We start from the raw sequence: 25,229 nt of genomic DNA on the forward strand, positions 1-25,229 counted from the left end.
CTGGAAGAAAACAGTCAAAGGGCGAAATCTGTTGGCTAATTCTGCATGAAACCTATTTAGTATTGACCTTATAATAATGTAGTTTATTTATCCATTCTTTCCATAAATATTGAGCCTTTTGCTGCTGGTGTTCTGATGCCATTTCAAATTCCGTTCGTGTATCAGATACATTCGAGTTATAAGCTGTATAGAAGGAGACATAAAAAGTACTGCGCTCCACTATTTTTTTTGATAAACCTAAAAATCCGCTTTCTACATCTTTCCATTCTACAAGCTCATATCTTATACCCAAGTCTTCAGATTTTAAATGGATGTAAAAAAACGAATCGTAAATTTCCTCCGTTTCAGTTCGTCTTTCTCTAAACTCAAAACCAATATACATGTCTTTCTCCACCCATGCAGACGACGAAGGCATTTTATCGTTGGTTACTAAATTTAAAAGCTGCTTTAAATATTTGGCATTTTCCTCTTTTGCCTTTAAAGGATAATCAAAAAGTCTTGCAGGTTCAGTTTTATAGAGCAAAACAATTATTTCATCAAAGTTTTGTCCCGCATTTATAATATTCAAATTACTTTTAGCATCGTTAACTACATCGCGTATATAACTTAGCTGAGTGTTTGCAAATTTCTCGGTAATTAGTTTAAAATACTTTTGGGCTTCATTTTTATCGTTTAAACCCAGATGGGCATGAGCCATAAAATAATAATTAAAAACCTCTGCTTTTTCACTTTGTACTTTTTGATAAACCGGATTACTAAATAAAGTACTCACATAGCTTATACTTTGATCGTGCAGGCCCTTAGCCATTAAAAAATTGAAGTATACAATAGCGGTATCCAGAATTATGCTTACTATTGTTTTATGTTCATCTCCGCTTTCTTCAAATTTTTGAATGGTTTGCTTATAAATTTCTTTTGCCTGTTCATATTGTTCTAATTGACAGTAAGCAGTTATGAGGTAAAACATCATCTGATACCATTTTTCTGCTTCCAGTATATTTTTGTAATAATCGAAATTCGAAAGTGCTTCCAGGCAGAATTTCTCAAGGTTCAGGGCACTTTCGTTTCTCCATGAAATTTCCATTCCATTTTCTAAGTTTTCCCAAAAAGGAGAAATCTGGTAACCTTGCCAATGTATATCTGAAGCGAATTTGCACTCCTCATTAAGATAGCTTTTATGCTGATACCATGATACTTGTTTAATTACAATACCCAAATTATTGCAAAGCATTGCAAAAGTGTGTGGATCATTGTTAATCGATAACCCCTTATCACTATTAAAGTAAGTATCAAATGCCTGATAGCCGGTTAAGCCATATTTTTTTGCTGTTTCATAATACATTTGAGCCGAAAAATGATCGTTTGTACTCTGTGCCTCATTGCCTTTTTCCAGATAGGTAGTTAGTATATGATAGCAAATTGCACCATCGGGATAAATTGGAAAATCGATACTTCGTAAATCAATATTTAAGTTTTCAGCAGTATCATAATATCTTTCAATCGCTAAGTCTTTTACCTGCTGAACTATTTCATAATATTTGGTCAAATTATCGAAACCTTTTTTTGCATTCTTATCATAAAAGTAATAGTTATTACTCAGCATCCTCCAGGCTATTGCATTTGTTGGATTTTTCTCGGTTTCATTAATAATAAGGGGCAGATATTTCGCCACGAATTCGTCTCGGTTTTTGTATCCAAATTCTGTCGGTATCTCAAAGGCTGTGGGGTAAAATAAATTAAACAAATTCCAATGCTTCTTTAGCTTCCCTTCATTAAATAACAGTTCTATCTTTTCTGCATAGCCTTTACATTGAACAGGATCTGCTAATTCAAAATGCTCTGATAATAATTGTTCTGCCTCATCAAATCTTTCTACTTCAAGCAAAAGCAATCCACCATCAAAATTTCTGGATGCCATTTTTGGTGCATGTTTAAATGATTTCAGGTAATAATCTATCGCTGTGGTTTCATCTCCTTTTTCCTGATAGAGACAAGCCAGTTGGTAATAAGTATCACCAAAGGCATGGTCTTGTAAAGAGCAGTTATCTTTTATACAGCCTATATCAATTAGTTTATCCTGCAAGGTTTCAATAGCAAGATCATTTAGCGATAATTTTTCCAGGTAAATAAAAATCAACCAATCATACGCCTGAAGTCTGCCGGTTATATCGCTACTCGTATTTAGTATAAGGCTGCAATCATCTTGTATGGCAGATATATTATTCAAAACGGGGCTGTTATTTATTCTTATACGCCATAATAATGCTTCAGGATGATTTGGCTCTTTATCTAGTATAGTTTGAATTATTTCCAGAATATTTTCGCAAGTGTTTTTGTTTTCAATAGATGACAACAAATCATCTTCATTTGAAAAATCAAGGGTATCGTATAATTCTATGATGTGGTTAAGTTCGTTTGAAAACTTTTTCATTGATATGTATTTTATTAGGTAGAAAAAATACAAATAAATAAGTAAAAGGCAAAAACAAAATCTGGATTAAAATAATATAGATATTCGCTAACAAAAAAAATGTATTATTGAAAAGCTATTTAATACCTTTATTTGGATTAATAATTTTAAATTTAGGTAATAAAAGCATTAATAACCGAAACCATACCAATGGGATTAAATTTAAAGAGATGTACGCTGTTTTGATTTTAGTACTTGTCGTCATTGTACTTGTTTTTTTGTATTATAAAAATAAAAAAAGTAAAAGCGGCGTAGAAGAAGTTATTGATCAGATTGACCTGATGTCCGATGCCGAATACGGGGAATCTGTGAGACAGCTGCAAGTCCGACTTGGAAAAACTAAGTTTAAAAACGTAGTAACGGGAGAGGCTTTTATTTATTCTGGGCAGGGAAACTTTATTAGATTAGGTAATAATGCAGAAATAGCAAAATATTTGAAATTTTGCGAAAATGTGGATTATATAGAGGAATTCCGTATCGATCCCGGATACTCAATTGAAGGGAGATATAATAAAGATTATTATATTACATATTTCGATGAAAAACCCTATGTGTCATTGCCATTACTGCAAACCTTATATCTTTTTGATGAATCCAAATGGCGAAAAGTATTGTACCCAATAAAATTTATCGATGGATTTGGGTATGATTTTTTAGAATTTCTGCAGCTTTCATTGCTGGAGAGACACCCTGACCATAAGTGGTTAGAAGATAGAAGTTCAGATTTTTGTAATAGATTTTATTTTAAAGATCTGACCGCTGAAGAAATTTTAAGCGTGCCCACCAGTTTTTTATGATGTAGTTATAAATAGTCGGAACTAAGTCTTTTACGCCATTAAATAGTAATTCCCTTTTTTAACTTTTTGATGTTTTCAAAAAAGCGCCTTAACTTTTGTGGCAATTTTGCAGCGAATTAACGGGCAACTCCAGAATTTGAAAAATTTGAATATGCCACAAGAATACAAAATAGAATTGAAGGTAAATGTTAGGAAAGAAAAATATGATTACTCCTTGGATTTAGGGTGTGACTTTGTTTTAGTAATGCTCTTTTTTTATCAGGGTAGATAAAAAAAGAAAGCAATTCTATTATGCTCTGCCCGAAAAAAGGTCACTTTTTTTTGCTCCTATAATCTTTACTATCTTATCAAGTTTAGATAATTTTAAATCAACATTTTCTGTTTCAATTTTACTATATTGACTTAACGACATTTCCATTTGAATAGCAACGTATTCTCTGGTTAACTTATTTCGTTCTCTAATTTCCTTAATTTTTATACCGACCATATTACTTAAAATGAATTAAAAAATTAATACTTAAATCATTGTCTATAACAACTTGCAGCAATCTATTTATTAAAATTTTCATCAAAAAACACTGTGATACTACTTTTTTTTAAATTTCAAATTTTCAGCATGTTTTTTGAAACTAGAAAAGCTTAATTAGAAAGATAAATTAATATCTAAATATAAAAAAAAAATCAATAATAGTGGTAAAATAAACGTTTGGTTTTCAGTATTTTATTGGTATTGTTTAAGAAAATACTTAAAAAAAAAGGCCGTAAAATTATCAAATTATTAACGAATTATAAATTTACGCTCAGACATACTTTTTTTTAAAATTTACACGGCATCTAATTTGATATCTGTTTGACTTTTCTTTCATTTATTACTGGAATATTTAGGAACTATCGTTTCATTAATTATACTAAAAAATTATAAATCCAATCAAGCCTAAATATTCATTTACTTATGATCGTGATTTCTTTCATCCAATTGGGGATTGGACTAAATGTTTTTTTTTCAAAAAGCAATATTTACTAATTTTTAATTTTTATTTTTTGAATCAGGTATTTCAATAGTACTCTAAATGGAGAAAATTTATTTATCTTAAAATCATCATAATGGCTTTTGCGCCATTCATCTGTATTGACTCGAGGATCTGAAAGAAACAGATTAAGTATGAATATAAACATTTGAAAAGTAAAATCTACGAAAAGGAGGAACCCTTTTAAAATTTAATTCGATTTGGATTCTTTCAAATAAAAATGCTCCTAATAGTCTCCAGAATTAGATTTAAAAGGAAGATTGAGATCCCTTTACCTGAAATATGTTAAGGAAATGGAATCTCATATCCTAATGATGATTTTTTTATTCACTCTGATGTAAAAGTTAAAAAATCTGCCAAATAATGCCTTACAACAAGACAGTAAAATGGAATTGTTTTATTTGGCAATAGTATATATTTTAAATTATAACCTCCGGAGTTTTTTAAGTATTATGTTTTTTAATCAATATTATAGCTGTAGAGCGTATTTATTTTATACTCTAAACACCACCATACTTTGATTATTATGTCGAGGGAAATAACTGATGATTTTGTTTAAAAAAGATCTTTTCTTCTATTTGTTCTATTTTCAAAGAATAGCGAAACATCAAATCTAAATATAAACTCAATTGACACATCTAATACATCTGCTATTTTTTCTAGTTTTGATACAGTTAAATCAACCTCTCCTCGTTCAATTTTTCCATAACCACTAGTACTCATTTTAAGCTCATCGGCTACATAGTCCCGAGTCAGGTTTTTTAATTCCCTTATTTTTTTTATATTCTTGTACACAGCAGGATTCATCTTGTTAAAATTGTAATTAATAACTTACTTTAGTTACATTAATTCCAAAAGTAAATATTTCGTTTTTTTTTTTTTGTTACAACTGTAATTTTAATTCCTGATAAAGGACATTTTAACACTCGACAGGGACTAAATAATAAAAAAAAGTTTTTTACTTCAAATTTTTATATATAATGTTATAAAAAAAAATAATAAATATTCTTTTTGTTAATTTTGAGATATATGTATATAAAATTAAAACAAAAAGTGTTTTTATTACAAAATAGTAAAGCTAATATTTGATTACTAGAATTGTTGTATAAAAAACAAATATTCGGTTAATAAAGGTTACTACATTTAAACCGTAATAAATTTTATTACATTTAAGGAAAAACAAATTTCATTCAAAAAAAACAAATTAAAAAATGCTGATAAATCTTTTTTGCCTATTTTCAGGATTATTTTGGCTAATCTGTTTTATAATTATAATAATGCAGTTTAAATATAAATAAATTATTAAACATTTATTACTATCTTTTTAAGTTGTTAGCCATAAATCTTACTCTGATAAAGATTTATGATTTTTTATTTTTTTAGGCGTTTATATCATCTCCCGAAACCGTCCTGTAATCGAACAACTCATCTTCATCTGAAGGATGATCCGGTCAGTATGTTGTCAATTTCAGCAACAATTCCTCAGAGATCCAATCCTGTCAAACAGCGACTTCTTCCTTATTTATTTGAATAAATTGACCCTGATTAAGTATTTGAAGTTCTTTTTCTTCATCAGTATCACTTGTTTTTACGCCAACCCGACCATAGAGAATTGTCCAGATTTTGTTTTTTTCTAAATGATATTGTCAGGACAACCTATTTTTATTAGTTGGCTGTCTTAATTTTTTCTGTTTTGTGCATAATTTTTAAAACATATCCCAGAGATTCTAAAATCAGGACATAGTGAGAATTAGTTACTTCCTTGATTACAGCATAATGATTTAAAAAAGGCCCTGAATTTAGTTTAATTGTTTCACCTGCGTTGTATTGGCTAATACTAATAGTTGCGTCTTTAGTAAGCCACTCTTTTATGGTGCTGATTTCTTTGTCTTTTACAATGGCATGTTTTCCTAACCAATATAAATACCGGATAGCTCCACGCGATAAAAAAACTAAATTTCGGTCTTTATCAGCCAGTTGAACAAATATATAATTATTAAAAAGCGGTATTTCTACCGTTTTTTTTCTGTCTGAATATTGCTTTACAGATTTTATAAAGGGACAATAACAGTTCACACCCAACTGTGTCAATTGGTCAACGACTCTTTTTTCCCATTTTGGTTTTGTATATATAACGTACCAGTTCATTTTATATAGTGTTTATGGATTTTACAAGATAATTTTTAGCTTTTTTTATAAAACTTTAAGAACCAATTGCCTGATAAATGAAACCAATAGATTCCAGTTCAGTTTTATTTAAAATATTTCTGCCATCAAATACAAAAGCCGGTTTTAGCATTGAGGCGTATATTTTTTGCCAGTCATAGGTCGTAAATTCATCCCATTCTGTCAAAACTGCAATTGCATGCGATTCCTCACAAGCTTCATAAGGATTTTGGTAAGAAACCAAACTCGCTTTGTTTTCTTCCTGCGATCTGGTTTTTAAATAATCTAAATCTGCCAGTATTTTTTCTCTGCTTACTTTAGGATCATAAACAGCTATTTTGGCTTGTTCATCGATTAAATCATCTGCGACATAAATAGCCGCTGATTCTCGGGTATCATTAGTATCTTTTTTGAAGGCCCACCCAAAAAATGTTATTTTTTTATCGGCAACCGTATTATATAAGGTTTGTGTTATTTTAGTAGAGAATCTTTTTTTCTGATAATCATTCATAATTATAACCTGCTCCCAATAATCAGCCACTTCATTTAATCCGTATGATTTCGCGATATAGACTAAATTTAAAATATCCTTTTGAAAACAAGAGCCTCCAAATCCAACGGATGCTTTTAGAAATTTAGATCCAATTCTGCTATCCATCCCAATGGCTTTTGCCACTTCATTAACATTAGCGCCGGTTTTTTCGCAAAGTTCAGATAGCGCATTTATCGAAGAAATTCGCTGCGCCAAAAAGGCATTGGCAGTTAGTTTAGACAACTCTGAAGACCAGACATTTGTGGTTAATATTTTTTCTTCGGCAACCCAATTCATATAAACATCAACCAATGCCTGTATTGCTTCTTGTCCTTCCTCTGTTGTTTCTCCGCCAATTAAGATCCGGTCAGGATTTAATAAATCATTAACAGCTGTTCCTTCTGCCAGGAATTCAGGATTAGAGAGAACTTGAAATTTCACTCCGTTTCCGGTGTTATCCAAAATACTTTTGATTGCCTCAGCCGTTCGTACCGGTAGTGTTGATTTTTCTACTACAATTTTATCATCTTTTGAAATTTTGGCGATTTGTCTGGCACAAAGTTCAATATATTTTAAGTCGGCCGCTTTTCCTTTTCCTTTTCCGTACGTTTTCGTCGGCGTATTTACTGAGATAAAAATGATCTGGGCTTCTTCTATTGCTTTTTCAACATCAATAGAGAAAAATAAGTTTCTTCCTCTGGCTTCTTCTACTATAGCACTAAGTCCTGGTTCGTATATAGGTATGTTTGCCACATCTTTATCATTCCATGCGACTATTCGTTCTGTATTTAAGTCAACGACGGTTACTTGTATGTGTGGACATTTTTTAGCAATTACTGCCATAGTTGGTCCACCAACATAACCAGCACCTATACAGCAAATTTTAGTGATTTTAGTTTTCATAATATTTTATCTGTTCTTCTTTAGAATGTTAAATTGATATTTATTGATACTTGACTTTTTTTAAATACATATTAATAGGATATTGGTAAAATTTTGAATATTAATTATTTGTAAGGTTTTGTTCAGCTCAATGCTCTTAACAGTTTCTTTTTGTTGTAAATAGGTTTAATATTTGTAAGTGAAATTAATTGGGTTTTATTTCTTTTCATTCTCTTTTCAATTGTAATTATTCCTAATTAAGACTTTTTAACCACTAAATTAAGTTTCGATTATTCTAAGTCTGTCTTAATTTTGTCTTGTTGGTAGTCATTTTTTTGTAGTCAATTTCCAACATTCTAAACATAATAAGTCAAAAAAATAATAAGTTTTATTTTTTAGGGATAGTAAAAATGTAACTATTCACGGGGAACCCTTGTTCAATTTTAAAATATTTTGTGTAAATATCTTTTAGAACCCGATTTGTTTTTTGAACTCATTTATCTAAGTAAAAACCAATATTTAATTATTATGAAAACAGGAATAACCTTTAGTGCTTTTGATTTATTGCATGCGGGTCATGTGAAAATGCTTGAAGAAGCGAAATTACATTGTGATTATTTGATTGTTGGTTTACAAACTGATCCAACGATAGACAGACCTACAAAAAACAAACCCACGCAGACCGTAGTAGAACGTTACATTCAATTGAAAGCGTGCAAATTTGTTGATGAAATTGTGCCTTACACTACAGAGCAGGATTTAGAAGATATCTTAAAAGCTTTTCAAATTGATGTACGAATTGTAGGTGATGAATATAAGGAAAGAGATTTTACAGGCAGAAGCTATTGCGAAGAAAAAGGTATTGCGCTTTATTTTAATACCAGAGACCATCGTTTTTCGAGTTCTAATTTACGCAGAGAGGTTTTTCAGATTGAATTATTAAATGAGAAAATATGAATTCAACAAATAGAATAATACATGTTGTTCTAACGGGAGGAGTAGGAAGCAGACTGTGGCCACTGTCCCGTAAAAGTCAGCCAAAACAATATCTGGATTTATTTGAGGGTAAATCGTTATTTGAATTGACTTTAGAACGAAATGCCGCGGTTGCCGATGATGTTGTGGTTGTTGGAAACAGAGATAATAGTCATTTGACGGAGAAGGTCATGAAAAAATTAGCTATTCCTTTTACGCATATTATCGAAGCTACGCCAAGAAATACGGCCGCTGCGATTGCTTTTGCGGCATTTAATGCTCAGTCGGATGACGTATTGGTCGTAACACCTTCTGATCATATCATAGAAGGAGAAGTACAATATAAGGCAGCATTGGATCAGGCTATAGGATTAGCGAAAAATAATTTTTTAGTCACTTTTGGGATACAGCCTTTAAGACCGGAAACGGGCTATGGATATATTGAATTTGATGGAGATACAGTAGTAGCATTTCATGAAAAACCGAACTTAGAAAAGGCAATATCTTTTACAGAAAGTGGAAGATTTTTATGGAATAGTGGTTTATTCTGTTTTAAAGCTGGTTTCTTTTTACAAGAGTTAAAAGCACAGGAACCGGAACTTTATAAGTATGCCCAATTGGTTTGGCAAGATAATGTCGATGGTTTATTAAATTATGAATTATCGCTTCAAATACCTTCTATCAGTGTCGATTATGCTGTAATGGAACGAAGTAAAAATATAAAAGTTGTTGCAACCCATTTTGAATGGTCTGATTTGGGATCTTTTGAAGCAGTATATGATTATTTGATGCAAAATGGACATACAGCAGATCTTAATGGAAATATTGTAATTGGTTCTGATGTGCATACGGCCTTTGTAGGTTTAGAAAATTGCTTACTGGTTCATACCCCTGATGCTCTTTTGGTTTTACAAAAAAAGTATTCGCAAGATGTTAAAGAGGTATACCAGCAGCTAGAGTTATCAGGTTCTTGTTTGATTTAGCTGATCAGTTTGTATTGACAATAAACCGGAATTAAAGAAAATCAGGATTCATCTTTATAGAAGATGAAAAGTAAAATTAAAAACATAAATAATTATGGCTAAAGTAGCACTAATAACAGGGGTAACTGGTCAGGATGGAGCTTATTTAAGTGAGTTTTTGTTAAAAAAAGGTTATATTGTTCATGGGGTAAAACGAAGAACTTCTTTATTTAATACAGATCGTATTGATCATTTGTATCAGGATCCACATGTAAATAATCAACGTTTTATATTGCATTATGGCGATATGACTGATAGCACTAATTTAATTCGTTTAATTCAGCAAATTCAGCCCGATGAAATTTATAACCTGGCAGCAATGAGTCATGTTCAGGTTTCTTTTGAAATACCGGAATATACAGGAAATGCTGACGGTTTAGGAACACTTAGGGTTTTAGACGCAGTTCGTTTGCTAGGATTAGAAAAGAAAACCCGTATTTATCAGGCTTCTACATCTGAGCTATACGGAAAGGTGCAAGAAGTTCCTCAGTCAGAAACGACACCTTTTTATCCTCGTTCTCCTTATGCTGTTGCAAAAATGTATGCCTACTGGATAACTGTTAATTACAGAGAAGCATATGGAATGTATGCCTGTAATGGAATTTTATTCAATCATGAATCTCCTATTCGTGGGGAAACGTTTGTAACCAGAAAAATTACCCGTGCGGTTTCCAGAATTGCCTTAGGATTACAAGATAAATTTTATCTGGGTAATCTTGATGCACAAAGAGATTGGGGACACGCTAAGGATTATGTGCGTATGATGTGGATGATTCTTCAGGCAGATGAACCAGAAGACTGGGTTATTGCAACAGGTACTACAACTGCGGTTCGTGAATTTGTTAGGATGAGTTTTGCTCATGTTGGGATCGAATTAGCGTTTACAGGCACTGGTGCAGATGAAAAAGCTTATGTATCTGTTTGTCGTAATCCTGATTATCAAATCGAGATAGGAAAAGAAGTTTTGGCGGTAAATCCTCGTTATTTTCGTCCAACAGAAGTCGAATTATTAATTGGTGATGCCACCAAAGCAAATACTAAACTAGGGTGGACTCCGGAATATGATCTACAGGATTTAGTAACCGATATGATGGAATCAGATGTGAAATTGATGAAAAAGGATCACCATCTGGAAGAAGCGGGATATCAAATAATGAACTATTACGAATAAAAATGAGTTTAGATAAAACTACAAAAATATATATTGCCGGACATCGCGGTATGGTAGGCTCCGCAGTTTGGAGAGCATTAGAAAAGAAAGGATATTCGAATCTAATAGGTCAGTCAAGTCAGGAATTAGACCTGCGCAATCAGGAAACTGTCAGGGCATTTATAACCAAAGAAAAACCCGATGCGATTATTGATGCGGCAGCAAAAGTAGGAGGGATTCTGGCCAACAAAGATTATCCATATCAATTTATTATGGAGAATATGCAGATTCAGAATAATCTTATTGATACTGCTTTACAGGCAGGAATAGAGAAGTTTATTTTTTTAGGCAGCTCTTGTATCTACCCTAAAATGGCTCCACAACCTTTATTAGAAGAATATCTCCTGACAGATGCTCTGGAACCAACTAATGAGTGGTATGCCCTGGCTAAGATTTCAGGAATTAAATCTTGCCAGGCAATCCGAAAACAATTTGGAAAAGATTATGTGAGTCTGATGCCAACTAATTTGTATGGAATCCATGACAATTTTGATTTGACAAGTTCACATGTTTTGCCTGCTATGATACGCAAATTTCATGAAGCTAAAGAAGACGATCATTCGCCTGTAACACTTTGGGGAACAGGAACGCCGCTAAGAGAGTTTCTTTTTGTAGATGATATGGCGCAGGCCGTTGTGTTTGCTTTAGAGAATCAACTTCCGGATTATCTCTACAACGTAGGAACTGGTGAAGATTTAAGTATTCAGAAATTAGCATGGATGATACAGCAAATAGTTGGACATCGGGGACAAATTGTATGGGATAAAACAAAACCAGACGGAACACCACGAAAATTAATGAGTAGTGCTAAAATGAACCAATTAGGATGGAAAGCTCAGGTAGGTTTAGAACAAGGAATTGAGCAAACATACAATTGGTTTTTGGCCAATGTAGAAAATGTTAAAAAAGTTTCTTTTTAGTCTAATCAGAGAATCTAATCAAAAATCATATTAGAACATCAAGACCCAATGGATACAGTCTGGAATGCATTAACACAAAGATCAATCTTTCTTCATGGTAAGATCTAGTTTTCTTTTAATTGTTTTGGGGGATAATTAAAAAACGGTGTTAATGCATGACAGATGTTGTATTTATATGATAAGTATGACGATATTCCTTTGGGTCTTTTTATTGTTCTTCTCTAACTGCAAACCAACAATACATTTTAGTCTAAGTACTAATTACAATCTTAAAATCATACACAATTATGTCAGTATATGAGTCAATAGTAAAAAATTTCGCGGCAAGTATATTCGGAATGGGGGTTAGTTTTCTTAACCAGATCGCAATGGTGCCTTTATTTATTATGTACTGGGGAATAGATAAATATGCTGATTGGATATTAATTACGGCTCTTTCCTCATTTTTTGCGATGACTGATATGGGGCTCAACCGGGCAAGTAACAATGAATTCGTTATTAAGTACAACCAAAAGGATTATGATACGTGCTTAAAATTGCAAACGAATGCTTTCTTATTTGTTTTATCTGTATTTGGTGTATTTCTCCTGATATCTGTTTTAATTTTCGCCCTTTGGGGGTTTAAGGGGATACTGGGAGTAGAGCACTTTACAGAAAAGGAAACCTCTGTTGGTTTTGTTTTACTCTTGTGTGAAGTTTTTGCCATGATGTATGGCAGAGTTTATCATGGTATTTTCAGGGCTATATCACGAACCCATATTGTCATTGTTGCAGATAACCTGATACGTATGGCAGAATTAATTATACTATTTTGTGGGATCTTTTTTAAAATGGATATAATTTTAATGCTTACCCTATACTTGATTCCTTCTATAACGGGGATTTTGTTTAAGCATTTTAGTTCCCGAAAAACATTTGCATCAGGACTTTATCTGCACAATTTTGACCGAGCAGTATTTAAATCGATTGTAAAACCTTCTCTTGCCTTTATGTTTTTTCCGTTGGGGCAGGCCGTTTCCAGCCAGGGGATGGTGTTTGTAGTTAATATACTTTTGGGCGGGGCTTTTTTGGTCGTTTTTACCACAACAAGAACACTTGTTAATTTTCTTCGTCAGATGATGAATATGTTATCGACATCCATCAATCCTGAAATTTGTGCAGCTTATGGAAGAAAGGATTATAAAACGATATTGAACATCTACAACAAGTCACTGGTAATCACATTTGCGGCTACTTTATTATGCATTATTTTACTGGTATTTACAGGAAAAACGATCTATATGGGGTGGACAAAACATGCTATAGTATTCAATGAAGTTTTCTTTTTAGGAATGTTGCTTGTACTCTTGATTTCATGCCTGTCCGGATTGTCAAGTGTAATTCCGCTTTCTACCAACACACACGTTCGCTTTACGATAGTATTTCTAATCTCTCAGGTTGCCGGAGTAGTGTTGTGTTATGTGTTTCTTAAAATAGAACCCAATATGAATTTGATTCCTTTGGCACTTGTACTTACAGAATTTGCCCTTTTTGTTTATACACTAAGGAATAACAATAAGTTTCTTAACATCAGCCTTAAAGAAATGTATGCCGGACTATGGGACCAGGCAAAATTTATTTTAAAAAAAAGTAAAGCAACTTTTACAGCGGACTAATTATAGGAAAAGAAGACAACTAAATACCCTTAAAAATGCCAATCAAAAATACCTACAGGCTTTTAGTAAACAAGTACGATTTATTTACCGTGTTCCAAATTTGGAGATCCGGAAAAAAATATACCACAAAAGTATTAAACCACAATTACGTTACAACAACTCCTACTATTCATTTTATACACAGATACATTACCAATAACACGGGAGACAAAGTTTGTGGATATTATCAGTATTTTCTCCCGGAATTTGACCATTACAAGTGTATTGTTCATGATGTAAATAAAGTAGATTTCTCATTGATTAAAAAGAATGATGTGATACTTGTAGGGGGCGGAGGATTGCTTAACGCTATGCCTGAATGGAATTATAATATCAATAAAGCGGCAAAAAAAGCTGGAAAAGCAGTGGTATGGTCCGCAGGATTCAATTCTAATTCAAAACAAAAAATCAATAAAAAAGTCGATTTCGAAGCTTTTGATCTGGTAGCAGTTCGCGATTTCAAATACAATGACTTTCGTTATGTGCCTTGCGCTACTTGTGCTTTACCAGAATTAAACCAGAAGTATCCAATTAAGAGACATATTGGAGTAGTGGCACATAAAGATGTTCCGCATCATCTTCCTAGGGAAATTTATGAATTTGATAAAATTACAAACAGCGCCTCATTAAAGGAAATGATTGAATTTATAGGAAATTCTGAAGTTGTTTTAACCAACAGTTACCATGCCGTTTACTGGAGTATTTTAATGAAAAAGAAATGTGTACTGTTTGCCCCAAGATCTGAAAAGTATAATTTTTATAAATATCCCCCGGTTTTGTTTTCGGGAGATTTGGCCAAAGATATTTCTCAAGCTGTAATTTATCCTGATGCATTAAAAGAAAGTCAAACTCTGACTGACGAATTTGTTCGGGATATAAAATTTTTAATAGAAAATAAGTAGTAACTAAATAACCGACACTCTAAAACTTGTTCGTTTTCATTTTTTTAACAAAAAAAGCAATGCATAATAATAAAGTGAAGATATTATCTATAGGAACTATGTCAGGCTTGTCAAATACATGTCTGCATCGTCATTGGGCGTTAAAAAAGATTTCAGATCAAATTGATGTGGTTAATACACGTGAGAAACCCTTTTCGATCTGGTATCGGGTTGCATACCGTTTGTTTCAATCTGGTCTGGCGATCAGGTTGCCGGATAATTCATCAGCCAACAAAAAAACAAAGAAGTTTATAAGTAAAGCTATCGAAACTCCTTATGACATTGTCTGGATAGACAAAGGGGTTACGATAAACCCTAAAACTTTGGCATATATCAGGAAATTTTCACCTAATACAAAGATTGTTAGTTATTCGCCCGATAATATGGCATTACGGCACAATCAGAGTCAGAATTATCTCGATTGTATTCCGCTTTATGATATACACTTTACAACGAAATCTTATATTCTTGAGCACATGCAACGTCTTGGTGCCAGAAAAATAGAATTTACCAACAAACATTACGAACAAACTTTTCATTATCCGAGAATTCTTAGCGAGAATGAAATGCAGCGATTAGGAGGCGATGTAGGATTTATTGGTGCCTGGGAAAAAGAACGATGTGAGAGTATTTTGTATTTAGCAAAGAATGGGATAAAAGTTAAGGTTTTTGGGGATAAAAAATGGAATGATTATAAAAGTGAAAACCTTGAAATAGAGCCTGGAATTTATTCTGAAGATTATTCTAAGGCATTGCAGGCATTTAAAATTTCCCTGTGTTTTTTACGAAAAATGAACTCTGACACTCAAACTTCCCGAACAATGGAAATTCCTGCATGTGGCGGCTTTATGCTGGCCGAGAGAACAGCAGAACATTTGGAATTGTTTAGTGAAAATAAAGAAGCCGTTTTTTTTTCTAATGATGAGGAACTATTAGAAAAATGCCGCTATTTTTTAAATAACGAAGAAGAGCGCAGGCGAATAATTGAAGCAGGAATACAAAGATGTAAAACCTCTGGATATTCTAACGAAGAAGCGGTTAAAAGAATGCTAAAAACGGTACTAGAAAATGACTGATAATCTGAAAACACGAAGAGAAGGAACTGCGTTACAATCAATGACTAAGTATATTGATTTACTGGTAGTACTTTCTGTAATTGGCGAAATATTTTTTTTCCCTTCCTGGCATAATTTTTCGGGTTGTGTAATGACCGTAATAGTTTGGCTAATCTTTCGTATTTTTTTCTTTAAAAAGAAAATAATGCTGGAACATCCGTTTTCTTTTTTAGCATTTTCATCTATTTTTCTGGCGAGCTTTATTCCTTTGCCGGCAACACTAATAGAATCAAAACCCATAACGTATGGTTTTCAAAATCCTTATGATACTTTTTTTTATCAAACACTGATTTTCATTGTAGCTTCATTAGCGTTTTATGCAGCAGTTTACAAAAAAAGAAGGGGCAATAATAGTATACAGCGCACATTATACACACTAAATTTTTTCGAAACAGAAGCCTCTACGTTATGGATTTTAGGATTGATAGGTTTGTTGGCCAGAATAAAAAGCCTTGAAGTTGTAAATGAAGTGCAATATGGAGATGCGGGAAACAAGTTTTTAAACGGATTAACATATTTACAGTATGCTCCCATAATTATGCTTTTCCCTACATTATCAGGACTGCCTTACAACAAGCTCCGCAGTAATCTTGTAGTCATTTATGCTTCATTTACCTTTGTTCTAAGCTTTGCTGCAAACAGCCGTCAACAAATGATCTATCCCATTTTTACGGTTCTCTTACTGTTTATACTTTATCTCTTAAAAGATAATATTTCTATTTTTAGCCTTCTTTCACCCTGGAAAATAGGAACAATTATTTTTTTAATATTTTTTGGATTAGGATTTCTATCTGATATTTCCTTAGCGATGCTTGCTAACAGAAAAATTCGCAATGATGTGAGTCGAAGTGAACTCTTGGATAATACTATCGAGACCATGCAAAATGATAAGCTGATGGAAAAGCTTAGAAATACCTCAATAGAAGTACAGGACAATGTATTTAGCTATAGCCGGGGCTGGGACGAAACCTATTTGAATAATTTTATGATAAACAGATATGGTAATGCAAGGATTATTGATCAAACCTTATATTATGCCAATAAAATTGGTTATGGTAATAAAAAAATGCAGAAAAGTTTTTATGAAAAGACTGTAGCGATTTATCCACTTCCATTTTTATCTCTAATAGGAATTACTATTGATAAAGAAGAATTGGAGTATTCCCCCGGTGATAAGCTTTATTTTACCGGTACACATACCCCTTCTGCATTAGGCGGATTCCGGGTTACAAGTCTGGTAGGAGATGGCCTGGCGACATTTGGTTATTGGTGTTTCCCTATAGTGTTTGTATTATTATTTGTATCATTTACATTAATGGATAGTCTGGTGTTGTTCAAAAACGGCGCAATAGTATTCTCTACTCTAGGGTTAATAAATATATTTGGTTTCCTGGGTATTTTTAGGAATTCTATTAGTAGTATCGTTCCGCTAGCTTACATATTGAGAGGGTTTTGGCAGCAATGTTTTATTTTTTGGATATTGGTTTTTTTTATTAAACTACTACAAATACCTAAAAAAAACAGAAGATAATTATATCGAAGACCGTATATAAGTGGTCAAATTTTTCTAAAATAATTCAGCGAAAAAAAATATTTATAGCTTTTAAAAAGCAGTAAATATTGGCGAAGTAAGCTTATAGACAAGATAATCATGAAAATAGTATTATTTACCCATCCTAGTTTTTTAGGATCACAAAGTATGCCCAGGTATGCCAAAATGTTAGCCGAAGGGATGCAGAGAAAAGGCTACGAAGTGTTGACTTGGCAACCTCAGGCTTTCTTTCATAAATTGCCTTTTTATCCCATTAAAAAATGGCTAGGATATATCGATCAGTATCTTGTTTTTCCTTTAAAAGTAAGAGCAAAGCTCAAACATTGTTCCAAGGATACCATTTTTGTTTTTGCCGATCAGGCTTTAGGCCCCTGGGTACCATTAGTAAAAACAAAACCACATGTGATTCATTGTCATGATTTTTTAGCATTGAATTCAGCTTTAGGAAAAATTCCGGAAAATCCCACTCGCGGAACGGGAAAAATCTATCAGGATTTCATTCGAAAAGGATTTTCTAAAGGAAAGCATTTTATATCGATATCAAAAAAAACGCAGGAAGATTTGCATGAACTGCACGAAGGTAAAATTTCATCCTCAGTAGTTTGTTATAATGGTTTAAACAGGGAGTTTAAGGTTTTAGACGCTCATTCTTCCCGCAATTCTATGGGCAATCTTTTGAATATTGATTTATCAGCAGGTTATATTCTTCATGTTGGCGGCAATCAGTTTTATAAGAACAGAAAAGGAGTAATAGAAATTTACAATGCCTGGAGAGCTTCGTCAGGTGTTTTTTTACCACTTTTATTGGTAGGAGCCAAACCTACAGAAAAACTAAAAGAGGTATACGAAAAATCTGTATACAAAAAAGATATCCATTTCGTAACAGACCTTGATGACCAATATATTAATGCAGCTTATTGCGGGGCAACTTGTTTATTGTTTCCATCGCTCGATGAGGGATTTGGCTGGCCGATAGCAGAAGCAATGGCATGTGGGTGTCTGGTAGTTACTACAAATAGAGCTCCAATGACAGAAATCCTTGGTATTGCTGATTTTTTTCTAATACAACGCCGGCCTTTTAATACTTTATTAGTGGAAGAATGGAGTAAAAAAGCCTGCAATCAAATTACCAAAATTATAAATCTTTCAGATGCAGAAAGGCAGCAATGTATTACTAAAGGGTTAGAGTCGATTAAAAAATTTGATACTGAATTTTTTTTAAATCAATTGGAAGAACAGTACAAATTAATAATAGAATAAGAGGGTTTATTTCTTTTTTGCATTTTTTTTAATATTGAAAGTGATGAAAATAATGAAAATAAAATTGTTCAATCAGCCTAAAGTAGCCAATAGAAGAATTGAATTGGATTTCCTTAGAGGTTTAGCCATTTTGTTGGTTTTAGGATTACATTTTAATACACCAAATTCAGGCATATATTTTTTAGATAAGGCGATCTTAATTATTAAATCCTTTGGAGGGACTGGGGTTAATCTTTTCTTTTCTCTAAGTGGTTTCTTAGTAGGAGGATTATTGTTGAAAGAGTTAAAGACCACTGGAGAAATCAATGCTCCAAGATTTTTAGTTCGAAGAGCAATAAAAATTTGGCCTCCGCTTTATTTTCTTTTGATCGTGCATACCTTCTCAGGTCACCATCCTATTAATACTTTTTTGTGGCAAAATCTTTTTCATGTACAAAATTATTTTGGCACTTCAATTAATCAAACCTGGTCCCTGGCAGTAGAAGAACATTTTTATCTATTTCTTGCCTTTTTTATATCGTATCAGGCAAAAAATCCACCAAAGAAAATAATTTTAAATTTATTAATAGTCATTGTACTATCTGTGAGCTTACGTTTAATTGCTGTAAATTATGGCTATTTAGACGCGACTTTTCGTCAAACACAATATAGAATGGATAGTTTGTTGTTTGGCGTTATTTTGTCAGTAGTGCATATTTATTATAAAGAATCATTTGATCGTCTGGCCTCTAATAGATTATTACTAAATATTTCATTTGTTGTTTTAGTGGCAACAATTTTATTAACTGTAAATAATCCATATCTCGACCGAAGCATAGGGTATTTAGTTCAGGCTATTGGTTTTACATTACTAATTGTACAGGTTGTAACTTCTAAATCTATTCTTAAGAACAGTATAATTTATCGTTTTATAGCATGGATCGGAATTTATTCTTATGGAATTTATTTATGGCACTCGATCTCTGTTGGACCTTCAAAAAAAATCCAAAAGATACTTTTTAATCAAGATTATAATGACCTGACCATTTTAATTACAGTAGTGCTATTTCAGTTATTTCTAAGTGTATTCTTAGGGTATTTAACATCAACTGTTATCGAATGGCCTTCGTTGAGTTTGAGAGATCGTTTTTACCCTTCAGGTAAAAAAAGCAATAATAAAGAAACAGTTATTGTTGCAGAATAGATTTACAATGCATCACCACGATTTAAAGATAAACAATCATAAACAAGATATGAAAGTACTCAGAGTTATAACCTCCATGAATCCAAAAACTGGAGGTCCTTGCCAGGGAATACGTAATGTAAACCCTTTTATTAAGCAATTAGGTACAGAGGTCGAAGTAGTATGTTTGGATAATGCAGAGGAAGAGTATGCTACAAAAGATGATTTTATTATTCATAAAATAGGAAAAGGGAAGACCTCTTATCAATATCAGCCATTGTTGTATAAGTGGTTAATAAAAAACGCTTTAAGTTATGATGTTGTAATGGTTCACGGACTTTGGCAGCATTACAATTTAGTGGTTTACAAGGCAATTAATTCTTTAAAGAAGTCTTATAAAAAAGTGCCAAAAGTGGTTGTCATGCCACATGGTATGCTGGATCCTTATTTTCAAACTGCAGCTGACCGAAAATGGAAGGCCCTGAGAAATGAAGTGGTTTGGTATTTTATAGAAAAAAAATGTATTAACCGGGCCGATGCCATTTTTTATACTTGCCAGGAAGAATTGCAACTGGCAGCAACAACCTTTGAAGGATATAGCCCTAAAAAGGCAATTAATGTGAGTTATGGAATTCAGGCGCCACCAATTAGAAAACCAGAATTTGATACTGCTTTCTATAAAAAATGCCCCAAAGTATTACACAAGGAATATTGGCTTTTTTTAAGCCGGATTCACGAAAAAAAAGGAGTCGATTTATTGATTCAGGCATACAATGAGCTTTCTATAAACAATCCCGCTCTTGCCGAACTAGTAATTGCCGGTCCATATGAATCTGCGTACGGACAAGAAATGATAAAAATGGCTGCCGGGAATTCAAAAATTCATTTTTCAGGAATGCTGCAGGGTGACGAAAAATGGGGAGCTTTCTACAATTGCCAGGCGTATCTATTACCCAGTCATCAGGAGAATTTTGGTATTGCTATTGTCGAGGCACTGGCTTGCCAAAAAGCAGTCTTAATTACAGATAAGGTTAATATTTATCGGGAGATCGAAGATGGTGGTGGAGGTTTTGTTGGTGCTGATACTTTTAATGGCGTTCTTGGAATTCTAAAAAAATGGGAAGCATTGAGTAAAAATGAAAAAACAGAAATGGGTAAAAATGCATTTTTATTATATCAACAACATTTTGATGTAAAAAGTACTGCCGAGAGATTAAACAAGGTTTTAAAATCACTTATTTAAAATGATTTATCAGAATTTAAAAGAATTTACTGTTCCCAAAACATTTCGCGGAAAATCTAAAATTACTGTACAATTATGGTGGATGGTACAAGGAACACTTTTCGCACTGTCCCCTCAATTTTTTTATGGATGGCGTCGTTTTCTTCTCCGGTCGTTTGGGGCCAAAATTGGAAAAGGAGTACTATTAAGATCAACTGTTAAGGTTACTTATCCCTGGAATATAGAAATAGGAGATTATAGCTGGATAGGTGAGGACAATGTTTTGTACAGTCTTGGGAAAATTAAAATAGGCAGTAATGTTGCCTTAGCACATAAAGTCTACATCAATACGGGCGGACACGAGTATGATAAAACCTCTTTTGATATTTTTTGCGAACCGGTAGTTATTGAAGATGAATGCTGGCTAACAACTGATGTTTATGTTGCTCCGGGAGTAACTATAGGTAAAGGTTCAATAATCGCCGCAAGAAGTTCAGTATTAAAGAGTATGCCAGGTGGTAAAATATGTGTAGGAACTCCGGCTATTGCAATAAAAGACAGAATTTAAAATTACAAAAATGGCAAAATTTTTAATTACCGGCGGATCAGGGTTTATTGGTACCAATTTGATCAATAAGTTACTAAACGATAATCATCAGGTAGTGAGTATCGATATTAAGGAACCTAAATCGAAGGAACATAATACTATTTTTAGAAAGGTAAATTTATGCAACAGGCAAGAATTAGAGAGCGTAATACTTTCATATGATCCGGCATATGTAATTCATTTAGGAGCCAGAACAGACTTAAATGGTAAAACATTAGAGGATTATGATGCTAATATTGGCGGTGTAAAAAATCTGCTTTTTGTTTTAGATAAATTAAAAAATCTTAAAAAAGTCATTTTTGCTTCCTCTATGTATGTTTGCCAGCCGGGTTATGTACCTAAAGATTTTAATGACTTTATGCCTCACACCATTTATGGAGAAAGTAAGGTTTTAACTGAAAAAAACATCATAGACTGGAATCCTAAATATACCTGGACTATTGTAAGACCAACTTCTATCTGGGGACCTTATTTTGATGAACCGTACAATCTTTTTTTTAAAATAGTACTTTCCGGAAAGTACTTTCATATGGGCAGTAAGGCTTGCAAAAAAACGTATGGTTATATCGATAATTTTATTTATCAGGTAGAATCAATTATTACTTCAAATAAAGATCTGGTAGATCATAAAGTATTTTATCTGGGAGATTATGAACCTTATACTATTACCTCTTGGGCAGATGAAATTGCAGGTACCAAAAATATAAAAATCCATAATATTCCATATTCTGTTTTTGTAATAGCAGCTTTTTTTGGTGATTGTTTGAAACTAGTGAGAATTAAATTCCCCATGACCAGTTTTCGATTAAAAAACATGACTACAAATAATTTTTTTGACTTATCTGAGATCAAAAAGTTAGCTCCTCATTTACCTGTATCCAGAAATATAGGAACTAAACAAACAGTAGACTGGATGGTTGCTAATTATAGTATATAATAACAATTCCAATTTCTTAATACATTTTTTCAATTTACGATTTATAAGCTTTTTTATTAAGAAAGCTTGTCAACTATTGGTGCGCATCAGGCATTCAGTTAATAATTTGTAATAATAATATAACTTATGAAAGCTACTATAATCACTATTTGCTACAATAGAAAAAATACTATTGCCCAATGTATAGAAAGTGTTTTAAATCAGGACTATACCAATATTGAATACATTGTCATCGATGGAAATTCTACAGATGGTACAAAGGATGTTATTCAATCTTATTCTAGCCAGATCAGCCAATACATTTCAGAACCCGATAAAGGAATGTATGATGCCATCAATAAAGGTTTGAAAATGGCTACGGGAGATATTATAGGTTTAATGCATTCTGATGATGAGTTTTATGATGCTGATGTTGTCAGTAAAATAGTAAGCGCTTTTCAACGAAATACTCAGACTGAAGGAGTTTATGGAGATGGCATATATGTTAGCAACGATGCCAAAGAAAAAGTAGTTCGCAATAGAATAGGGGGAGACTTTGTTTTCGAAAAATTAAAAGTAGGCTGGCTTCCTTTACATCCTACTGTTTATTTGCGAAAATCTGTAATAGAAAAATTAGGAGGTTATGATTTGAACTTTACAATTGCTTCAGATACTGAATTACTGCTTCGCTATTTATTTGTGAACAAAGTAAAATTAATGTACCTCAGTGCGTATGTTGTCAAAATGAGAATGGGCGGATTAAGCACATCTTATAAAAGAGCTTTTGAAGTATTGTATGAAGATTATCGTATTTATAAACATCATGGTTTATCAGCATTTAGGGCCGTTTTTCTGAAGAAATTAATAGCTCTGAAACAATATATCTACTAATTTTTCAATTATCCGATTATCTCAGAATGAAAATAAAAAATGTGTGGAGAATGAGTATCGTTATTGTTTTTTTACTTGTATGTATCGGTAGTATTTTTTACTACTCATGGATTCATAATCCGGGTTTAGAAACGGAAACTTACTTGCCTCTTTGGATAAGGAAATGGAGTAATGAATATTATAATTTACGAACTGCCATTCCATTTGTAATTCTGGGTTATTTATTAGAAGTATGGCAAGGGCTTTCTAATACAGCAGCTAGGGCAAACAGATTTGCTTTTCGATTAAAAACCGTAATAATAATTGCTGTGGTGGTTTGCCTGGCAGAGGGCGGACAGTTTTTTATAGCAACGCGTCAACCGGATTTTAGGGATGTTTTCTTTGGAATTTCAGGAGGTGTTTTAGGTTATTTAATGTATCATTTAATTCAAAAAATCAACTTTTTATTTAGTAAAAATGCGTAATAGACATAAATTTACTTTTATTTTTTGCAGTATCATTTCTGATTTCTTTGCGATAATCGGAGGCATCTTTCTTTTTTTTAGCTTTACCGAAGAAGCTTCTGTGCAATGGAATATTTTTGTTGTTGAAAACAGTTATCTCTATGCTATAGTGGGATGGTTATTGGCAGCGTTATATTTTAATTTATACCGACTGGATACTATTTTTATCCTGACTACTTTTTATCACAACAGCTGGAGTGTATTTTTGAGTCAATGTATCTTATGGCAAGTTTACCTTCTGGTTTTTCAGGGTGCCAATGAGTATCGAATGGCAGTTGATGCTAATTTGTTGCAATTTAGTTATTTGCTTTTTTACCTTTTCTTGTCCAGGATTATCTTCACGCTGGTTTTAAATAATATTAAAAAGTTTATAAAAAAACCTTTTATAGTAGCCATTTGGGGTTTTAATACCACAAGTATACAATTAGCGTCAAAACTAGAGAGCAATGCTTATTTTTATGATTTTCCAGGAATTATAAATGATATCAACGAAGAGCTTTTTACAGATAAAGCAACTTTTGGACAAGCCTTGTCAAATGCTATTCTGAGAGCTTCAGGAAACGGTGTTCAGGAGTTGTATATTGTAGTAAAACCACAATTCATAGATGATTTGCATCGCTATTTTGAATTGGCAGACCGCTATTGTATGCGTTTGAAATTTGTTCCTGATCTATCTACAATTTCAAAATCTTCTTTCAGCAGTTCTAATTTCGAAAATTTTCATGTAATACGTCCCCGTTACGAACCTTTGCAAAACGCATATAATCGATTAGTCAAACGGGTATTTGATATCGTTTTTAGTCTCTTAGTGCTCCTCTTTATTTTATCATGGCTGTATCCATTAATGGCTATAATAATCAAAAAGCAAAGTAAGGGGCCTGTTTTATTCAAACAACTTCGTACAGGGAAAAAAAATGAAGCTTTTTGGTGTTATAAATTTAGAAGCATGACTATCAATAGTCAAAGTGATAGTCTGCAGGCTCAAAAAGAAGACGCAAGAGTTACACCCATAGGAAAATTTATTAGACGAACTAGTATTGATGAACTACCTCAGTTTTTTAATGTTTTATTAGGAAACATGAGCGTAGTAGGACCTCGTCCTCATATGCTTAAGCATACACAGGACTACAACGAACAGATTAATAATTTTATGGTTCGCCATTTTGTAAAACCGGGAATTACTGGTTTGGCTCAAGTTTCAGGCTTAAGAGGAGAAACTAAACAAGTCTCTGATATGCAGCGAAGAGTAAAGGCAGATATCGATTATTTACAAAATTGGAGTCTCATTAAAGATATTAAAATTTGTGTATTGACCATAATTGTAACCCTGAAAGGGGATAAAAATGCTTTTTAAACCTTAAAAA

At 32.8% G+C, this 25,229-nt stretch carries 22 protein-coding genes; 17 read left to right on the plus strand and 5 right to left on the minus strand.

Features of this window, described 5'->3' with window-relative positions:
- Nucleotides 1-52: 52 nt before the first annotated feature.
- Nucleotides 53-2,431 (minus strand): lipopolysaccharide assembly protein LapB, encoded by a 2,379-nt coding sequence (locus tag ASC72_RS14955; protein ID WP_056192222.1) that lies wholly within the window; start codon nucleotides 2,429-2,431, stop codon nucleotides 53-55.
- A gap of 107 nt (nucleotides 2,432-2,538) precedes the next feature.
- Between ASC72_RS14955 and ASC72_RS14960 the strand changes: the two genes are divergently transcribed.
- Entirely contained in the window at nucleotides 2,539-3,267 is a 729-nt protein-coding gene (locus tag ASC72_RS14960) for a hypothetical protein (RefSeq protein WP_056192225.1), read from the plus strand.
- Between the two features lie 289 nt (nucleotides 3,268-3,556).
- Here ASC72_RS14960 and ASC72_RS14965 read toward each other — a convergent pair whose 3' ends face one another.
- The 4 genes from ASC72_RS14965 to ASC72_RS14980 form a co-directional block, all read right to left on the minus strand.
- Nucleotides 3,557-3,754 carry a helix-turn-helix domain-containing protein gene (locus tag ASC72_RS14965; RefSeq protein WP_056192229.1) on the minus strand — a complete coding sequence of 66 codons (198 nt, stop codon included), beginning with the start codon at nucleotides 3,752-3,754 and terminating at the stop codon, nucleotides 3,557-3,559.
- Nucleotides 3,755-4,850: 1,096 nt separating this feature from the next.
- The gene (locus ASC72_RS14970; protein ID WP_056192232.1) at nucleotides 4,851-5,102 is read right to left on the minus strand and encodes a helix-turn-helix transcriptional regulator; all 252 of its coding nucleotides are present in this window, start codon (nucleotides 5,100-5,102) and stop codon (nucleotides 4,851-4,853) included.
- Between the two features lie 858 nt (nucleotides 5,103-5,960).
- Nucleotides 5,961-6,443, minus strand: coding sequence for a UpxY family transcription antiterminator (locus tag ASC72_RS14975; protein ID WP_056192235.1), 483 nt, complete (start codon nucleotides 6,441-6,443; stop codon nucleotides 5,961-5,963).
- Between the two features lie 55 nt (nucleotides 6,444-6,498).
- Nucleotides 6,499-7,896, minus strand: a complete 1,398-nt coding sequence (locus ASC72_RS14980) for a UDP-glucose 6-dehydrogenase (protein WP_056192237.1) — start codon at nucleotides 7,894-7,896, stop codon at nucleotides 6,499-6,501.
- A gap of 507 nt (nucleotides 7,897-8,403) precedes the next feature.
- Between ASC72_RS14980 and ASC72_RS14985 the strand changes: the two genes are divergently transcribed.
- The 16 genes from ASC72_RS14985 to ASC72_RS15065 all read left to right on the plus strand — a co-directional run bounded on the left by ASC72_RS14985 (nucleotide 8,404) and on the right by ASC72_RS15065 (nucleotide 25,219).
- Nucleotides 8,404-8,832, plus strand: coding sequence for an adenylyltransferase/cytidyltransferase family protein (locus ASC72_RS14985; RefSeq protein ID WP_056192240.1), 429 nt, complete (start codon nucleotides 8,404-8,406; stop codon nucleotides 8,830-8,832).
- Nucleotides 8,829-9,833, plus strand: coding sequence for a mannose-1-phosphate guanylyltransferase (locus ASC72_RS14990; RefSeq protein WP_056192243.1), 1,005 nt, complete (start codon nucleotides 8,829-8,831; stop codon nucleotides 9,831-9,833). Before ASC72_RS14985 ends, ASC72_RS14990 begins: the two co-directional genes overlap by 4 nt.
- A gap of 94 nt (nucleotides 9,834-9,927) precedes the next feature.
- Nucleotides 9,928-11,043, plus strand: a complete 1,116-nt coding sequence (gene gmd / locus ASC72_RS14995; protein WP_056192246.1) for a GDP-mannose 4,6-dehydratase — start codon at nucleotides 9,928-9,930, stop codon at nucleotides 11,041-11,043.
- Nucleotides 11,044-11,045: 2 nt separating this feature from the next.
- On the plus strand, nucleotides 11,046-12,002 hold the full coding sequence (locus ASC72_RS15000) for a GDP-L-fucose synthase (RefSeq protein WP_056192249.1): 957 nt from the start codon (nucleotides 11,046-11,048) through the stop codon (nucleotides 12,000-12,002).
- Nucleotides 12,003-12,289: 287 nt separating this feature from the next.
- The gene (locus ASC72_RS15005) at nucleotides 12,290-13,657 is read left to right on the plus strand and encodes a lipopolysaccharide biosynthesis protein (protein ID WP_056192252.1); all 1,368 of its coding nucleotides are present in this window, start codon (nucleotides 12,290-12,292) and stop codon (nucleotides 13,655-13,657) included.
- Nucleotides 13,658-13,692: 35 nt separating this feature from the next.
- Entirely contained in the window at nucleotides 13,693-14,598 is a 906-nt protein-coding gene (locus ASC72_RS15010; RefSeq protein ID WP_056192254.1) for a polysaccharide pyruvyl transferase family protein, read from the plus strand.
- Between the two features lie 59 nt (nucleotides 14,599-14,657).
- Entirely contained in the window at nucleotides 14,658-15,713 is a 1,056-nt protein-coding gene (locus tag ASC72_RS15015) for a glycosyltransferase (protein WP_198528511.1), read from the plus strand.
- Nucleotides 15,706-17,283 carry a hypothetical protein gene (locus ASC72_RS15025; protein WP_131725828.1) on the plus strand — a complete coding sequence of 526 codons (1,578 nt, stop codon included), beginning with the start codon at nucleotides 15,706-15,708 and terminating at the stop codon, nucleotides 17,281-17,283. The genes ASC72_RS15015 and ASC72_RS15025 overlap by 8 nt, the downstream gene beginning before the upstream one ends.
- Before the next feature lie 120 nt (nucleotides 17,284-17,403).
- Entirely contained in the window at nucleotides 17,404-18,564 is a 1,161-nt protein-coding gene (locus ASC72_RS15030) for a glycosyltransferase (protein ID WP_056192266.1), read from the plus strand.
- Between the two features lie 52 nt (nucleotides 18,565-18,616).
- Complete coding sequence (locus ASC72_RS15035; protein WP_056192269.1) at nucleotides 18,617-19,747, plus strand: acyltransferase; 1,131 nt, start codon at nucleotides 18,617-18,619, stop codon at nucleotides 19,745-19,747.
- Nucleotides 19,748-19,796: 49 nt separating this feature from the next.
- A complete protein-coding gene (locus tag ASC72_RS15040) occupies nucleotides 19,797-20,969 on the plus strand; it encodes a glycosyltransferase (protein ID WP_056193534.1) in 1,173 nt (390 codons plus the stop codon).
- 1 nt (nucleotide 20,970) lies between these two features.
- Nucleotides 20,971-21,516 (plus strand): WcaF family extracellular polysaccharide biosynthesis acetyltransferase, encoded by a 546-nt coding sequence (locus tag ASC72_RS15045; protein WP_056192272.1) that lies wholly within the window; start codon nucleotides 20,971-20,973, stop codon nucleotides 21,514-21,516.
- A 10-nt stretch (nucleotides 21,517-21,526) separates the two neighbouring features.
- On the plus strand, nucleotides 21,527-22,492 hold the full coding sequence (locus tag ASC72_RS15050) for an NAD(P)-dependent oxidoreductase (RefSeq protein ID WP_056192274.1): 966 nt from the start codon (nucleotides 21,527-21,529) through the stop codon (nucleotides 22,490-22,492).
- A gap of 126 nt (nucleotides 22,493-22,618) precedes the next feature.
- On the plus strand, nucleotides 22,619-23,362 hold the full coding sequence (locus ASC72_RS15055; RefSeq protein ID WP_056192277.1) for a glycosyltransferase family 2 protein: 744 nt from the start codon (nucleotides 22,619-22,621) through the stop codon (nucleotides 23,360-23,362).
- A 50-nt stretch (nucleotides 23,363-23,412) separates the two neighbouring features.
- Nucleotides 23,413-23,826, plus strand: coding sequence for a VanZ family protein (locus tag ASC72_RS15060; protein WP_157849285.1), 414 nt, complete (start codon nucleotides 23,413-23,415; stop codon nucleotides 23,824-23,826).
- Nucleotides 23,819-25,219, plus strand: a complete 1,401-nt coding sequence (locus tag ASC72_RS15065) for an exopolysaccharide biosynthesis polyprenyl glycosylphosphotransferase (protein WP_056192285.1) — start codon at nucleotides 23,819-23,821, stop codon at nucleotides 25,217-25,219. Before ASC72_RS15060 ends, ASC72_RS15065 begins: the two co-directional genes overlap by 8 nt.
- The last annotated feature ends 10 nt before the right edge of the window (nucleotides 25,220-25,229 follow it).

The organism is Flavobacterium sp. Root420 (genome assembly GCF_001427905.1).
Lineage (GTDB): Bacteria > Bacteroidota > Bacteroidia > Flavobacteriales > Flavobacteriaceae > Flavobacterium.